The following is a 15,251-nucleotide window of genomic DNA, read 5'->3' on the forward strand; positions in this document are numbered from 1 at the left end:
CACCACCGTGCCATGGCCGCTCGCCCTTCAGAGCAAGCGCCGTTCTCTCTCCAAAACTTTTTGCAGAACCTTCAGGACACTATCGACGCGGATCGACGCGTCAACACCCACCACTGGGAAATACGAGCCGGACAGGTAAGACGCTCGGCTGCCTCTTCGTCGGCTGCAGAGTGAAACCGGAAAAACCTCTGCATTCGTCATCCCTGTCTCGTCCGGTTAACACGGCTCATGAGATAATCTGGAAGCCTCGCCCGACCAAAACATCTGTTCCAAAGTATAGGGCCTGGACGCGGTTTTAGTTCTGCGGAGCGGCTTGGCGGGCGAGCAATTGTTTGGCGACAATGAGACAGGGCGCAGCGACCGCGAACAGCAGGACGAGCGCGAAGAAAGCTTCGTCGAACGAGATAGTGGCGACCTGCTTCTCAAGCGCGCGCTGCAGCAGCGGCAGCGCGGCCTTGGTCGCCGCGGCGCTGTCGATACTATTCGCCAGAACGTTCGCAGTGGCTCTCAAGCGCTGGTCCACGGCTGGATCGCCATTGACGAGGTGGGACGTCAGTATCGTCCGGTTGTGGACATTCTGGTGATCAATATACGTTTGCAAGAGGGCTGTGCCGGTCAGACCGCCCGCCTGCTTGCCGAAGTTGAACAGCCCGATGCCGAACGGCAGCGCATCAGGGGCAAGGCCCTGCAGTGTAATCAGCGTCAGTGCCACGAACAGAAGGCCGAGGCCGAATCCCCGCAGCAGCAGAGCAAGGGTCAGGTCCGGTGATCCGCTACCGCTCGTCGAAGCGGACAGCAGCCACATGGCGCCTGCGAAGAGCAGAATGCCAAACGGAGCAAGCGTGATCGGGCGCATCCCGGTCTTTTGGATGAGGAAGCCGGACAACAAAAGTCCAAGCGCGAGCATGGCTCCGCTTGGCAGCAGAAGCACTCCCGCGCCCGTGGCGGTAAAATCGAGCACGTTGAGGGCAAAAGCCGGAATGAGATAGGCGCTGCCCGAAAGGGCAGAGCCGGCGACGATGCTGACGAGAAGGCCAAAGCGAAAGTCCGGATTGCCAAGGGGCGAGATGGCCAGCAGTGAGCCTTCTGAACGAAGGCGGGTCTTCCAGACGGCCAGGAGGCCGGCAGCCGTCACACCGGTTGCGGCAAGGAAGGTGATGTCGGTGTCGTCGAACCAGTTGAACCTGCTGCCTTGCAGCAGGACGTAGGTCAAAAGCGCGGCGCTGATGCCGAGCAACGATATCCCGACGGCAGGAAACCTGGTTTTCCGCCAAAAGGTCCGATCGCCGTCCGCCGCCAACAGGACAAGGGAGACGATGCCGAGCGGAATGATGCTCAGGAATATCCACTCCCAAGTCAGATGGTCGACAAGCCAGCCCTGCAGGGCCGGCGTGACGGTTGTCGGAGCCATGACGGCGCCTACGGCAAAAACCGCCTGAACGACCGGCTGATGCCGATGAGGGAAGCGAAAGAACAGCAGCGTCTGGCCGGCGACGAGAATTGTGCCGCCAGCCAGCCCCTGGACAATGCGGCAGATGCAAATCCAGGTGAGGTCCACCGACAACGTCAAGGCCGCGGATGCCAGCAGAAGGGCGACAACCCCCGCGCGCAGGCAGACGGTCGGCCTGGCTGCCGTTACAAGAAGCGGAGCGACAAGGAACGCCGTCAGCTTCGCCGCGATGAAAACCACGTCGACCATCGCCAGCTCGTCCGACGTTGCGTAGGTGTCGCCAAGCATGTCGATCCGGCCGATGGACAGTGCGGTGGATGCGACCGCGTCCATGAAGGCGGCCAGCACGACGCCGGTTGCTATCAAGGAAGCGCGCAGGGTACCGGGATGGCGCTGCACAGCCGCCGTTTCGGCGAGGTGCATCATTGCGCTGAGCGCCCGTTCGCGGTCCCGCCTGTCTGCATTTCCTGCGCTACTGCCGGAGCATCCCTGGTGCCGACGGTGATGACAACACGAGCCGAGAGTCCCGGAACCAGGCGGCCGGGCAACGGATTGCGCGTCATCCTGATCTTGACCGGCACGCGTTGGACGACGCGGATGAAGTTGCCGGTGGCATTGTCCGGCGGCAGCAGGCTGAAGGCTGCGCCGCTGCCAGGAGCGAAGCTGTCGACAAGGCCGTCGATTTGCAGATCTGGATATTCATCAACCATGACGCGGACCCGTTGGCCGATCTCAACCTGCTTCAGCTGCGTTTCCTTGAAGTTTGCGACGATCCAGACATCGTTAACCGGAACGATGTCCAGGGCTGCCGTCCCTGGGGTGACATAGCGGCCGACCCGGATCTGGCGATTGCCGACGATGCCGTCGACCGGGGCCCTCACGACGGTGTTGGCCAGGTCTAGCATTGCCAGGTCGAGCGCTGCCTGTGCCTGCGACAGGGCTGCCTGCGCGCCGGACAATTGTGCATCCAGGACGCCGAGCTTCAACTTCTGAGCCAACAGATTGGCCTCTGCGCCGTCCAGCGATGCCCTTGCCTTGTCATGGCCGGCCTGCGCATCCTGCAGCTTCTGATCGCTTGCGGTTCCGTTCTTCTGCAGCGTGACGTAGCGGCTTAAGTTGGCGCGGGCGAATTGCAGGTCGGCTGCGGCAGATTGCTTCTGCGCCTCGGCCTGCGCGATCAATGCGTCCTGCAGTTCACGGGTCGCCTTGATGTTGGCGATTTCCGCCTGCCGGGCGGCGACGTTGGCTTTCGCCTGCTCCGCCTTGGCCTTGTAGTCGCTGTCGTCGATGCGAAACAGGACAGCACCTTTTGACACATTGGCATTGTCGTCTATGTCGACTTCGACGACGTAACCGGCGAGCTTCGGAGCGATGCTGGTAATGTCTCCGCGGAGATAGGCGTTATCGGTCGTTTCCTCGAACCGGCCCCTTGTAAACCACTGCCAGCTCCAAATAGCTGCCATTGGCAGCACCATAAGGGCAACGAGGGCGATCGCGATCTTGCGGGGTTGGCTCATGATTGCCTCGACCCCAAGTCGACGCGCTCACTTTCGAAGGAGATCTCCGCCTGCCGAAGAGCGAGCCGTTCGGCAAGGCTGCAAACCCACGGTGCGCAATAGAGTCTCACGAGAACGTCTCCGTCGAGCTGCGGCTCTGCAACAAGGCAGAACTGAAGAACGATCGCGGATTTCACGGCCTCGCCGCTATCATGCGGACGAACATCCCATTTGCCCTGATCGGTAGTTCGTACTGAACCTCAGCACAGGTCGTATTGTCAGTCGGCCGGATTCAGGCGCGCGAACGTGGCGGCGCGGATCTCCGTATTGCCGAAGACCGTCCACGAGAAAATCCACTTTGAAGTAAATTCCGGACATCCCGTGGCAGCAATGATCGCAGAGAGCGTCCTCTTGAAGAGTTTGGTTGTCTTAACGTTCACCTATTTTGTGTTTTGACAAGCGCGCAACACGCGTTCGCTGTGCAGCAGTTGCGACAGTTCATGAAACAACCCGCTATCTTGCCTCCGGCTAACGCGGTGCGACACGCAGCCCGGCGGCATCGAAGAGATGCATGCGCTCCGGCGGCAGAGCGAGGTGGATCGGCGGCCCTTGCGATTCAACGCCCTGCTGCTTGAGAACGGCGATAAGTTTGCTGTCGCCGGCAATGGTGGCGTGGACAACGGTTTCCGGTCCCAGCGCCTCGGCCAGCGTTATCCGCGCTTCCACCGATCCCTTGCTGCCATCCGAAAGTTGGATGTCGTGTGGTCGGATGCCAAGCGTCGCGTCGTCTCCCGGTTTCAGCGCGACCCCGTCGGCGGCGACCGAGGCCGACAGCCCGCCCGGACCTTCGACACGCACCTCGGCGCCGCTTGCCGAACGCACCTTCACCGGCAGCAGGTTCATCCGCGGCGCGCCGATGAAGCCGGCGACGAACAGGTTGGCCGGCGCGTTGTAGAGATCGAGCGGCCGGCCGACCTGTTCGATCCGCCCCGAGCGCATGACCACGATGCGGTCCGCCAGCGTCATCGCCTCGATCTGGTCATGGGTGACGTAGATCATCGTGGTTGCCAGCCGCCGGTGCAGGCCCGCCAGTTCAGCGCGCATGGTGATGCGCAGTTCGGCATCGAGGTTGGACAGCGGTTCGTCGAGTAGAAAGGCGGTCGGATTGCGCACCACCGCACGGCCGATCGCCACGCGCTGCTTCTGGCCGCCCGACAATTGACCGGGCCGGCGGTCTAGATAGGAAGCAATTTCCAGCATGCGCGTCGCTTCCGTGATCCGCGCGTCGATCTCGGCTTTCGGCATACGGATGTTTTCGAGCCCGAAGGCGAGGTTCTGGCGCACGCTCATGTGCGGGTAGAGCGCGTAAGACTGGAACACCATCGCCAGACCGCGCTGCGCGGCCGAAACGTTGGTGACGTCGACCCCGTCGATCTCAATCTTGCCGTCGGTCGGCCGATCGAGCCCGGCAATCAGCCGCAGCAGCGTGGACTTGCCGCAACCCGACGGGCCGACGAGGACTAGCATCTCGCCGTCCCCGACGTCGAGGTTGATGCCGTGCAAGATCTTCATCTTGCCGTAAGCGCGATCGATGTTGGTCAGCGTTATCCGTCCCATGACATCCTCACTTCAGTCCGGTGCCGGCAATGCCGGAAGTGATGTAACGCTGCAGGAAGACGAAGACGAGGACGACGGGGATCATCGTCACCACGGTCATCGCCAGGATGTAGTGCCACTGCACGTTTAGCTGGCCGGCATAGGTGTTGAGGCCGACCTGGAGTGTGTAGAGTTCCTTGCGCGACAGCACCACCAGCGGCCACAGAAAGTCGTTCCAGCGCCAGACGACCGAGAAGATCGCCAGCACGGCGAGCGCCGGTGCTGCAAGCGGCAATACGATGCGCCAGTAGATCTGCCATTCGGAAGCGTTGTCCATGCGCGCCGCATCGAGCAGCTCGTCCGGGATGGTCAGCATATATTGGCGCAGCAGGAAGACGCCGGTCGGCGTCGCCACGGTCGGCAAGATCACGCCCCACAGCGAATCGAGCAGTCCGACGGCGCCCACCACCGAATAGAGCGGCACCAGGATGACCGACAGCGGCACCATCAGCGTACCGACGATCACAAGCATCGTCAGATCGCGGCCGCGGAACTTGTATTTCGACAAGGCGAAGGCGGCCATCGAATTGGTGAGCAGCGTGATCAGCGTCGCCATTGCCGTCACAAAGACCGAATTGCGCAGATAGCGCAGGAAGTCGAAATGGACGAAGGGCTCGGTGTAGTTCTCCGTTGCGAAGCCGATTTCGCGCACCGGCTGCCGGTCGGCGATGTTGACCTTGACGATATCGTTCGGCGCCTGCGGGTCCACCATTTGCGCCATGATGCCGATGCGCCGCACCTCGGCCAGCACCTTGGTCGAACCATCCGGAAGCTTCACCCTGTAGAGGGCCAGCGGCTTATCGTAGCCTTCGACCCTCGCCTGTTGGCTGACATAAGGCATTATGGTCGGCGGGAACTCGGCGAGCTGTGCCGGTGTCTTGAATGACGAACCCACCAGCCAAACGGCCGGACCGAACATGATGACAACGCCGCCGAGCAGCCACAGCCAGCTCACGATATCCGTCCAGTGCCAGCCGCGACCGCCGCGCCGGCGGGTCAGGAATGTCATGACGCTGCTCATTCGCGGGCTCCTTTCCGCTCACCCCGGCGTCCGACCTGCAGCTGAACTAAGGTGAGCACGACCAGCACCAACCCCATCAAGATCGAAGCCGCCGAAGCCAGCCCCGGATTGCGCAGCAGGGAGGCGAAGCCGATCTCATAGATGTACTGCGTGATATAGAGGGTCGAGGTTCCCGGCCCTCCACCCGTCAGCACATAGACTTCGTCGAAGATCTGCACGGCGCGGATCAGCGTCAGCACGATGACGACAAGCAGGTTAGGCATCAGCAGCGGCAGCGTGATGCGCCAGAACACCCGCGCCGGCTTCGTGCCGTCCATCTCGGCCGCTTCGTAAAGGTCGCGCGGGATCGCCTGCAATCCGGCAAGCAGGATAAGCGTATAAAAGCCCATATGGGCCCAGACCGAAACGCTGACGGCGGCGGTGAAAGCCCAGAAGCGGTCGGTCAGCCAGTTGTGCGGCTCGCCGCCCAGATCATGGACGATCAGGTTCAGCAAGCCCTGGCGTTGCAGGATCCAGCGCCAGATCAGACCGGTGACGACGGGCGACAGCAGCACCGGAAAGAAGAACACCGCGCGCCAGAAGCTGCGCCCGACGATCTCACGGTTGAGGATCAGCGCTGTCGCCATCGACACGACCGTCATCAGCGCCACCTGCACGACGACGAACAGGCCGGTATTGTGCACGGCCTTCCAGAAGAGATCCTCGTGGCAAGTGGCAGTGTCCAGGTAGTTGCCGCAATCGAGCAGGCGCTGGTATTGCTCGAGCCCGACATAGGTTCGGTCCTGCAGGAAGTAGGCCGTTCCTGACGTGGCCGAATAGAAGAAGTTGATGATCATCGGCACCAGGACGAAAATGCCGAAGATCGCCATGTTTGGGGCCAGGAAGAACGCGGCCATGCCGCCGGTGCCCGTCGCGCGCTGCCAGAACTTCAGCGGCACGTTGACGATCGATGCCAGCCACACGACCGGCGCCGCGAGGGCGGCGCCAATCCATGCCTTCAGTGTCGCGGCGGCGGTCACTTCGCCTCGGCAACCTTGTCGGCGATATCCTGGTCGATCCTGCCCCAGGCATCGTCGAGGCTGAGCTCGCCGGCCATCACCTGGCTGACGCGCGTCACCAGCGCGGCGAAGTAAGCATTGGCCCACTTCCACGGCGGCAGCGCATCGGCCGCCGGCAGGGTTTCACCCGCCGCCTTGACGAATTTGTCGAGCGCCGGACCGACATTCTTGTCGGCCGAGACCCATTTCAGCCCGCCCTTGTCTACGACGCCCTTGTGCGCGGGCAGAAACAGCGTGCGCTCGCTGAACTCTTCCACCACGTCTTCACGGGTCAGATAATCCATGACCTTGGCGACATCCTTGGGATTCTTCGTGTATTTGATGGCGACCAGCGCCGCGCCGCCTTTCACGCCCGAACAGCCTGTAGTACCGCAGGGCGAGCCGGTTGCCACCCAGTCGAAACTGTCGCCGATCTTGGTCGACAGATTGGCGACCTGCCAGCTGCCCGAATAGTAGAACGGGATCTGGGCGTTGATGAAGTCGTCGGCGGCCGCGCGGTAGGTCGAGCCTGCCGCCGACACCCAGGTATCCTTCAGCATCAGGCCCTTGGCGGTCCAGTCGACGAGCTTGCCGACGAACGCCTTGGTGCCGTCGTCCACTTTGGCCGGCATGCCATTGGGGCCGATATAGTTCGCTCCGAAGGAGACATTCGGACCCGAAATGCGGTGGCCGGAACGGTCGATGGCGAAGGCAGCCGGAAGCTGTTGGCTCTTCGCCACCTCGGCGGCGGCGTTGATCCAGTCGTCCCAGGTCGCCTTGTCGCCGGGCAGCGGCACGCCGGCCTGTTCGAACAACGTCTTGTTGGCGAAGCCGCCGGTGAGCGTGAGCTGGGTCATGAAACCCGGGATGGCGTTGGAGCCGTCGGGGCGCATCCAGTCCAGCGTGTCAGCGAAATTGTCCTCCCAATATTTCGGATCGGCCACCAGTGGCCTGAGATCGAGCCAGTGCTGGGCAAGCTCCTTGATGTTCGTGACGCGGGCGATGTCCGGGCCCTGGCCGGCTTCGAGCTGGATGGGCAGCTGCTCCTGGATCACCTTGTAGGCGACGTTGTCGAGCGTGACGTGGATGTCGGGATTGTCCTTCATGAAGCGGTTCAGAATGTCCTGAATGACATCGCCTTCGACACCGTCCGAATACCACATGATGCGCACGTCGCCGGCAAACGCGCTGGTCGATGCGAGCAGACTGACCGATAGCGCGGCCAGCAAAGTGCGGGACTTATTCATGCTTTCGTCTCCTCCTTTAGCGGGGCGGCGCCCCGATAGTTCAAGCCGCTACGCCCTCTCCTCTTGAGCGTCGCAGCCGATTCCTCCCTACTCTCTGTGCTTCATGCGCATCGCCTCACCGCGCACGGTCCAGTTGGCCGGATCGAGTGTACGTCCCTCGGCCACGATCCTTGCGTCGGCGAGGAAATGCACCGTGCCGTACTCCGGATCCTCGACGATCAACTCGCCGTCGGGACCCGACCGCACCGACAGGCCGGCAAAGGCGCCCGCCCAGGCGTCGAGCGCCGGCAGATTGGCATCCCTGTCACCGAGGCGAACGATCCATGTCGTCCTGCGTCCCGCCGCCCGCAACTCGTTGCCGGCCGTCGGGCCGGCCTCTACCTGCGTGAGCGGAACATCCGTCTTCAGCATGACGAAGGCGCCGCCGGATTGCGCGAACGCCCGATCGCCACCCACTCGCACGGCATCGAAGGCACGTGCGGGGAACCAGGCGTGCGTGAAGTCGGGCTGTTCATCCGAGCAGGAGAAGCTGACGATGGCGAGGTCGCGGTATTGGTGAAGCCGGGGCAACGTGCCTGAGCCACCCCAATATGATGGTCTGCCATATCCCGACTGCAGCACTTCGCCGGGGTGGTTGATCCAGATCTGCGCATCCGGATTCTTGCCCAGCCGGGCGTGAATGACGGTCTCCTGATAACCCCATTGATTCCAGCGATAGCCAGCGGCGCTGCCCATCGCATGGCCGCGCGTCTTGTAGTGGTAGAGCCGCGCGAAGCGGTCTTGTCCCTGCGCGAAAGTCCATTCCCACGCCGTATCGTCGGTGAGGGAAGCAATTGCTGCCAACCCGTCCGGAACGCTCAAATCGTGATCCCGCAGGCACAATGCCAGCTGCGGCAGCGCGTGAAAGCGCATGCCGTAATTGCCCTTGCCCCAAAGCATGCGGCAGATGCCGGACAATTCCAGGGAACGCGCGGCGCGCAGCGTGTGCTCGTAGGAGCGGCCCTGCGCCCCGGTGAGGATGCCGCGATGCGCCGAGCGGGCGACGATTTCAAGCAGGCGTATGACTGCGTTGCCGGCACGTTCGGCGATGTCCTTGTCCGGGGCCAGCGCGCAGAGCGCGCACAGGCCCTTGAGGTCGATCGGAAAATAGGGCGCCGAGTTGAACTCGGCCATCTCCCATGCCTCGAAATGATCGAGCCAGGCGCGTACCCGCGCGGCTCCCACCGCGGACTGTTCGCGGCCAAGGCGGCCCGACCGCACGAACCGCACATCAGGCAACAGGCTCCCAGCAATATAGGCGGCGGTGTGGAAGAGCAGCGCGTGGTTCTCGGAGAAGTACCACTGCACATCATTGCCGGGCTCGTCCATCCAGTAGCGATAGCCGAGGATGGCGTTGTCGATGCGCGCGCGCAGGCTCACTTCCAGCCGATCGCCATAGGCCTTGCGGCACCACAGCAGCGGCACCAGGATGAAGTCGGCGCAATCGTGACAATCCTCGATCGCCGGCAGCGTGCCGGAGATCATGGCGTCGGTCTCGGCGCCCTGCTGCCCGATCGCCAGGCGCGCCAGCGCGCGCACCGTATCGGCCTCGGCGTGATCGGCGACCTCGCGCAAAGCCTCATCTATACGCGCGGTAAGCGTTTCCGGCGCATCGCCCTGACGGTGCGCGTGGCATATCTCGACGCCGAAGACACGCGATACGGCATGGTCTGCGACCCTCAGCGACACCTTGAAATGGCGAAAGTCGGCCGGCAGCTGCTCGGTATCGGCGATCGGCAGCCGCGTCTGGCCCGTTGGCAGATCGAAGGCGAAGCGCACCGGCGTCTCGATCGACATGAAATCGCCTTCGATCTCGATCTCGACTTGCGCGTCGCGCGGCAGGGCCACGCCGGTGACGAGCGCCACCTCGCCGCCGTCATAGGCGGGACGGTCGAAATGCATGTCGTCGAGGGCTGCTTCCATCGCATCGGCAACGCCGCTCTCGACTTCGATCGGCAGTGCGACCGAAGCAGCCGGACCGGATAGATAATCGAGCTGGAAATAGTAGCGGGCGTCGCGCTCGGCGAGATCGTCGAACCATATGCGAATGTCGTTGCGGCCGACCCTCAGCACGATCTTGAAGTGCTCGGCACTTTCCAGATTGCGGCCGTAGGGCGCCATCCAGCCGGCTTCCTCGCCATTGGCAAAGAGTATGGCGCCGCCGCATGTACGCAGCCGTACCATCACCTCGCCACTCGAGGCCGCCTCGATGGTGGTCTCGGCCCAGGTCCCAAGCACCGTCGGCCGGAACCAGAAGCCCGACAGGTCGATGCGTGGCGAGGCGAAGGGCAACCAGATGCGCTCAGCGCCGAATTCGGCGCTGACCTGTGGTCGCTTGCCGCGTCGTTCCGCTGCGAACTGCGTGCGGCACGGATATTCATGGGGAATGAAATTCTTGTGCTTGGTAAGGAAGAAGAAGGGATCCATCTCGCCTTGCATGGGCTGGTCGGCCACGTCGTAGCGTTGCTCGGCGATAGACCCGAGCCGCCAATAGACGATTGGCTGCCCCGCCACGAGCGGCCGGCGCAGCGTAAAGTCCGTCCGAACGCTTTGCGCGGCCTCGCTCATCGCAAATCCTTCACGGGTACTGGATCGACATCGGTGTAGGCCTGGTTCTCGCCGGTCATGCCCCAGACGAAAGCATAGGGGCCGGTGCCGGCACCCATATGGATAGACCAGGCGGGCGACAGGACAACGTCACCGTCCGCAACCATCAGGTGGCGCGTCTTGTCAGGCCGGCCCATCAGATGGACCACACGGTCGGCCTCGGCGAGGTCGAAGTAGCAATAAGCTTCCATGCGCCGCTCATGCAGATGCGGCGGCATGGTATTCCACACACTGCCCGGCGCGAGGTCGGTGATCCCCATCAGCAAGAGGCAGGACGGGGCCACTTCGGGATGGATGTACATGCGCAGCGTGCGCCTGTTCGCGCGAGCCTCCTCGCCGAGCACAAGCGGCTTGGCTTCGCTGTTGACGATGAGACGGTGCGCAATAGCGGCGCCGGCCGGCACCGAGTTCATATAGAAGCGTGCCGGCCTCTCCGGATCGTCGCTCTCCAGCGTCACCTCGCGCGCTCCGCGTCCGATATAGACGATGTCGCGGTTAGCCACGGGAAAGCGCCTGCCGTCCACCGCGACGGCGCCATTGCCGCCGAGATTGGCGATGCCCATCTCGCGCGCGTCAAAGAAGAGCGGCGTGCCGACTTCGGCCCCGTTGCCGAATGTCAGCGGGTTGGCCAGCGGCACCGCGCCACCGACGATCATGCGGTCGACATGGGTGTAGACGAATTCGATCGCGCCGGGCCGGAACAAGCCGTCGACCAGGAACTCGGCCCTCAGCCGGTCCGTGTCCATGCCGGCAATATCGCCCGGCGACACGCCATAGAGCGTCCGCATCATGCCGCCTCCACCTTCGACTGCAGATGCCGGGTCCCTTCGGTCAAGCACAGAATGGCCAGCGCCTGTCCGTAGCCCGTCGGATGGATGGGTATATCGCGATAGAACTGCAGGTCGGCGCCCATGCGTGTGCCATAAGACACGTTCGCCACCACACCTTTGTCATCGATGTTGGCCACCACGGCTTCCAAGGCGCGGAGGCCGGCGGCACGGCACTCTGTCGAGCCGATTCCGAGCCGCGCGGCCTTCATCAACCCGTAGCCGAAGCCGGCCGTGGCGGAAATCTCCTCGTAAGACGTCGGGTCGTCGAGCAGAGTGTGCCATGCGCCCGAACCTGCCTGCACCTCGAGCAGGGCGTTGATCTGCGTCTCCAGCACGCCGAGCAGATAGGCCCGGACCGAGGGTGCAATTTCGGCGAACTCCACCAGTTCGAGGATACCGACGGTAATCCAGGCATTGCCTCTCGCCCAACGCGCACGGGCGAAATTGTGCCGTCCCGCGAACGTCCAGCCGTGAAACCACAGCCCTGATGCCGGATCGGCGAGATAACGGGCGTGGACCAGGAATTGCCTTTCTGCTTCCTCGACGAAGCGACGCTGACCGGCAGCCTGGCCGTAGGATGCGAGGAACAGCGCCACCATGAACAGCGTGTCGTCCCACAATTCGTCGTCGTTGACCCGGTCCGAAACATCATGCTGGAAACCGCCTTCGGGCGTCCGTGGCAAGGCGGTGACTACCTGCTCGGCCCATTCGCGCAGGACCGGCTCGAAGCGCGGCTGGCGCCGGCGCCGCCACAATTCGCTTAGCGCCAGCAGAGGCGCCGTGGTGTTGACGTTCATCGCAGGGAGACCGGCAGCGATGCGTCGGTCGTACCAGGCCTCGATCGTCTGCAGCAGCCGATCGTCGCCGGTCTGCGCCCACAGCCGAACCAGCCCGTAGAGCCCGACGCCCTGCGGCCATTCCCAGCTGTCGAAGCTGACATAGTCGCCCGGCGTGCCGTCGAGATTCGGCTCATGGAACCGCCCGTCATGACGCAAGCCGGTCATGCCGGCCACGAGGCTGGCAAGCACGGAATTCAGGCGTTCGGCCGACAGCGGCATCACTCCTCCCGTTTCTCCCGCTTCATCGGAACTGTTTCACAGCCATTTTTCTTGCGCAATCTGAAAATTTTTTGCATTAATCGGGTGACTTGGCGGAGATGACGGAGCGGATGAATATCCAGGGCAAGCGCGGGCGCCCCAGCCGCCGCATTCGACTTGAGGAGATCGCGGCGCGTTGCGGCGTGTCGGTCAGCACCGCCTCCCGTGCGCTGAGCGGTGTCGGCGGCGTGAGGGACGAGCTTCGCACCAGGATCATCGAAACGGCGAAGTCGATGAACTATGCCATTCCCGCCTCGGTTGCCGGCCGCAAGGTCATCCTGGCCGCAAGCAGCGTGGCAATGGTGGACAGTGCCCGCAATCAGTTCACCTACCATGTCCTTGATGGGCTCAACGAGCGCGCCCGGTTGCTGGGCGTCGAACTGGTGACCCGGCCGGTTTCGGCGCCCGAGGACGAAATCGCGCTGCTGCGTGAATCCGAGCGCGACGACACCGTCGCCGGCTGCCTGTTTCTGACACTGGACGATGACGATGTGCTGACGCTGACAGCCGGATTCGCCAAGCCGATCGTGCTCGTCAACGGCGACGATTCCTCGATGCGCCATTCGAGCGTGACGCCCTGCAATCGCTCTGCCGCCATGCTTGCCGCGCAGCATCTGATCGGCCTCGGCCACCGCCGCATCCTGTTCCTGATGCGGCGTGGGCGGCGCACGATCGAGCGGCGCTACGAAGGTTGGCGCGACGCGCTGATCACGGCCGGCATTGTCGGCTTCGACGACTTCGTGGTCGAGGTGCAGGACTGGCTGCCGGAACTTGCGAGCAGGGCCGTGACCGAGCGCATCGCGGCCCGCGGCCTCGATTTCACCGCCGTGCTGACGGCCGGCGACAGCCTGGCGTTTGGTGCCATCGCCGGCGTCCAGGAGGCCGGATATTCGGTGCCTGGCGATGTGTCCGTGGTCGGTATGGACGACTTGCCGCTCGCTGCCTTCTGCAATCCGCCGCTGACGGCGATGCACATTCCCATGCGCGAGATCGGATCGGCGGCGCTTAGCCTGTTGCTCGACGACATGGCCCATTCGGGGTCGCCGCCGCGTCGCGTCGAACTTGCCTGCAATCTCGTGGTGCGCCAGTCGACGGCACCAGCCCGGAGCGGCGCCGGCGGTCATCAACTGGCCTCTTGAGCGCGCGACTTGCCGCCAGCAAAGAGCAACGGCAACCCCTCTTGCGTCTCCAGTTCAAGGACACGTCCAAGCAGGATCATATGGTCGCCAGCCGGAAAGCGGTCGGCGACGCTGCATTCGAACCGCGCCAGCGCGCGCGGCAGCAATGGCACGCCGTGCTCGCTCCATGACAGGTCAAGATCGGCAAAGTCCGTCCCCGACTTCGAAAAACGCCAGCACAGATCGATTTGATCTTCCGCCAGCACGTGAATGGCGTAGTGCGCGGAATTGGCGAAGGCTTCGAACCGGCGCGAGTGGCGGCCGATAGACCAGAGCACCAGCGGCGGGTCGAGCGACACGGATGAGAAGCTGTTGGCGGTGATTGCGACCGGGCCGTCGGCCGTGCCGGTGGTGACGACCGTGACGCCGGTGGCGAAACGCCCGAAGGCATTGCGCAAAAGGCCTGGATCGCACACGACATGCTCCATCAGCGGCGCTCCCCCGTTCCCAGTGGTGTCGCCGGGATCCGTTCGGGCACCCGGCCATAGGCGTGCGGGAGCGAGCATGTCTTGAGCTGGGGCAGGACCTTGGTGCCGAAATGACGCGCCTCGTCGAGATGGGGGTAGCCGGAAAAGATGAAGGCGCGGATCCCCATCTTCATATACGCCTCGATTTCCGACAGAACCTGATCGGTCGAGCCCACCAGCGCCGCGCCGCAGCCAGAGCGCGCCCGCCCGACCCCCGTCCACAGATGCGGCTCGACATAGCCTTCGGCATCGGCGATCTGGCGGTTCCTGGCCTGGTGCGATACGCCGAGCGATCGGGCGTCGAGCGCGCGCTCGCGGATCGCCCTGCCCTGCTCGTCGTCCAGCCTCGAAACCAGCTCCCGGGCATATTCCTTTGCCTCTGCCTCGGTATCGCGCACGATCATGTGGACGCGCAGGCCGTAGTCGAGCGTCCGCCCATGACGCTCGGCGCGCTCGTGGACTGCTCTCATGCGGCCGGCAAGCTCCTCCTTGGTTTCCGGCCACATCAGGTAGACGTCGCACTGTTCGGCGCAAAGCTCGAGCGCGTCGGGCGAATAACCGCCGAAATAGAGCAGCGGGCCGCCATTCTGCTGATAGGGCTTCGCCGGCGCCGTCGAGAGCCCTTTGTAGCGATAGACCTCGCCCTCGAAATCGATGCTGTCCCTGGTCCAGGCCTGGCGCAGGATCTGCACCACCTCGCGGGAACGCTGATAGCGGTAGGCGCTGTCGGCTGTCTCGCCCGGAAAGCCCGACGAAATGACGTTCACCGTCAGCCGGCCTTCCAGCATGTGGTCCAGCGTCGCAATCGTGCGCGCCAGCATGATCGGCTGCATCTCGCCGCAGCGCACAGCGGCAAGCAGATTGATCTTCGACGTGATCGGCGCGCAGCCGGCAACGAAGCTCAGCGTGTCCTGGCCGACCTGATAGGACGACGGACACAAGATGTTGCGGAAACCGAGTGCCTCGGACGTCTTCACGATCTCGGAGCAATGCGCCCAGCCCGAGCGCAGTGCGCCGTCCGGCACGCCGAGATATCGATAGTCGTCCGAGCAGAGTGCGGCGAACCACGAGACTTCGGCAGCATCGAGATCCGGCGAGGTGATTGGGACGATGCTCATTGCCACTC

The 15,251-nt window shown here is 63.6% G+C and carries 12 protein-coding genes; 1 reads left to right on the forward strand and 11 read right to left on the reverse strand.

The window, feature by feature from the left end:
- Positions 1-295: 295 nt before the first annotated feature.
- From NKH43_RS17220 to bglB, 9 genes are all read right to left on the reverse strand, one after another.
- Positions 296-1,876 (reverse strand): MFS transporter, encoded by a 1,581-nt coding sequence (locus NKH43_RS17220; RefSeq protein WP_352483675.1) that lies wholly within the window; start codon positions 1,874-1,876, stop codon positions 296-298.
- Positions 1,873-2,967, reverse strand: a complete 1,095-nt coding sequence (locus tag NKH43_RS17225) for an HlyD family secretion protein (protein WP_352483676.1) — start codon at positions 2,965-2,967, stop codon at positions 1,873-1,875. The genes NKH43_RS17220 and NKH43_RS17225 overlap by 4 nt, the downstream gene beginning before the upstream one ends.
- 507 nt (positions 2,968-3,474) lie before the next feature.
- Positions 3,475-4,563, reverse strand: a complete 1,089-nt coding sequence (locus NKH43_RS17230; RefSeq protein WP_352483677.1) for an ABC transporter ATP-binding protein — start codon at positions 4,561-4,563, stop codon at positions 3,475-3,477.
- A gap of 7 nt (positions 4,564-4,570) precedes the next feature.
- A complete protein-coding gene (locus tag NKH43_RS17235) occupies positions 4,571-5,623 on the reverse strand; it encodes a carbohydrate ABC transporter permease (RefSeq protein WP_023716976.1) in 1,053 nt (350 codons plus the stop codon).
- Positions 5,620-6,642 (reverse strand): carbohydrate ABC transporter permease, encoded by a 1,023-nt coding sequence (locus tag NKH43_RS17240; protein ID WP_023716975.1) that lies wholly within the window; start codon positions 6,640-6,642, stop codon positions 5,620-5,622. Before NKH43_RS17240 ends, NKH43_RS17235 begins: the two co-directional genes overlap by 4 nt.
- Positions 6,639-7,907 carry an ABC transporter substrate-binding protein gene (locus tag NKH43_RS17245; RefSeq protein ID WP_352859157.1) on the reverse strand — a complete coding sequence of 423 codons (1,269 nt, stop codon included), beginning with the start codon at positions 7,905-7,907 and terminating at the stop codon, positions 6,639-6,641. The genes NKH43_RS17240 and NKH43_RS17245 overlap by 4 nt, the downstream gene beginning before the upstream one ends.
- An 87-nt stretch (positions 7,908-7,994) precedes the next feature.
- Positions 7,995-10,514 (reverse strand): hypothetical protein, encoded by a 2,520-nt coding sequence (locus NKH43_RS17250; RefSeq protein WP_352589048.1) that lies wholly within the window; start codon positions 10,512-10,514, stop codon positions 7,995-7,997.
- Positions 10,511-11,344, reverse strand: coding sequence for a 5-dehydro-4-deoxy-D-glucuronate isomerase (kduI, locus tag NKH43_RS17255; protein ID WP_051409560.1), 834 nt, complete (start codon positions 11,342-11,344; stop codon positions 10,511-10,513). Before kduI ends, NKH43_RS17250 begins: the two co-directional genes overlap by 4 nt.
- A complete protein-coding gene (bglB, locus tag NKH43_RS17260; RefSeq protein ID WP_352494368.1) occupies positions 11,341-12,441 on the reverse strand; it encodes a beta-galactosidase BglB in 1,101 nt (366 codons plus the stop codon). Before bglB ends, kduI begins: the two co-directional genes overlap by 4 nt.
- Positions 12,442-12,551: 110 nt before the next feature.
- On the opposite strand from bglB, the gene NKH43_RS17265 reads away from it, so the two are divergent.
- Positions 12,552-13,619 (forward strand): LacI family DNA-binding transcriptional regulator, encoded by a 1,068-nt coding sequence (locus NKH43_RS17265; protein ID WP_352859158.1) that lies wholly within the window; start codon positions 12,552-12,554, stop codon positions 13,617-13,619.
- On the opposite strand, the gene NKH43_RS17270 is transcribed toward NKH43_RS17265, so the two are convergent.
- On the reverse strand, positions 13,604-14,086 hold the full coding sequence (locus NKH43_RS17270) for a flavin reductase family protein (protein WP_023716969.1): 483 nt from the start codon (positions 14,084-14,086) through the stop codon (positions 13,604-13,606). The two genes, NKH43_RS17265 and NKH43_RS17270, sit on opposite strands and share 16 nt — an antisense overlap.
- Positions 14,086-15,243, reverse strand: coding sequence for an LLM class flavin-dependent oxidoreductase (locus NKH43_RS17275; protein WP_352859160.1), 1,158 nt, complete (start codon positions 15,241-15,243; stop codon positions 14,086-14,088). Before NKH43_RS17275 ends, NKH43_RS17270 begins: the two co-directional genes overlap by 1 nt.
- Positions 15,244-15,251 lie beyond the last annotated feature (8 nt).

Source organism: Mesorhizobium sp. M1163, from assembly GCF_040318415.1.
Taxonomy (GTDB): Bacteria; Pseudomonadota; Alphaproteobacteria; order Rhizobiales; family Rhizobiaceae; genus Mesorhizobium.

Coding starts and splice junctions, on each gene's coding strand:
- NKH43_RS17220 (WP_352483675.1), bottom strand. CDS start 1,876: ATGATGCACCTCGCCGAAACGGCGGCTGTGCAGCGCCATCCCGGTACC.
- NKH43_RS17225 (WP_352483676.1), bottom strand. CDS start 2,967: ATGAGCCAACCCCGCAAGATCGCGATCGCCCTCGTTGCCCTTATGGTG.
- NKH43_RS17230 (WP_352483677.1), bottom strand. CDS start 4,563: ATGGGACGGATAACGCTGACCAACATCGATCGCGCTTACGGCAAGATG.
- NKH43_RS17235 (WP_023716976.1), bottom strand. CDS start 5,623: ATGAGCAGCGTCATGACATTCCTGACCCGCCGGCGCGGCGGTCGCGGC.
- NKH43_RS17245 (WP_352859157.1), bottom strand. CDS start 7,907: ATGAATAAGTCCCGCACTTTGCTGGCCGCGCTATCGGTCAGTCTGCTC.
- NKH43_RS17250 (WP_352589048.1), bottom strand. CDS start 10,514: ATGAGCGAGGCCGCGCAAAGCGTTCGGACGGACTTTACGCTGCGCCGG.
- kduI (WP_051409560.1), bottom strand. CDS start 11,344: ATGATGCGGACGCTCTATGGCGTGTCGCCGGGCGATATTGCCGGCATG.
- bglB (WP_352494368.1), bottom strand. CDS start 12,441: ATGCCGCTGTCGGCCGAACGCCTGAATTCCGTGCTTGCCAGCCTCGTG.
- NKH43_RS17265 (WP_352859158.1), top strand. CDS start 12,552: ATGAATATCCAGGGCAAGCGCGGGCGCCCCAGCCGCCGCATTCGACTT.
- NKH43_RS17270 (WP_023716969.1), bottom strand. CDS start 14,086: ATGGAGCATGTCGTGTGCGATCCAGGCCTTTTGCGCAATGCCTTCGGG.
- NKH43_RS17275 (WP_352859160.1), bottom strand. CDS start 15,243: ATGAGCATCGTCCCAATCACCTCGCCGGATCTCGATGCTGCCGAAGTC.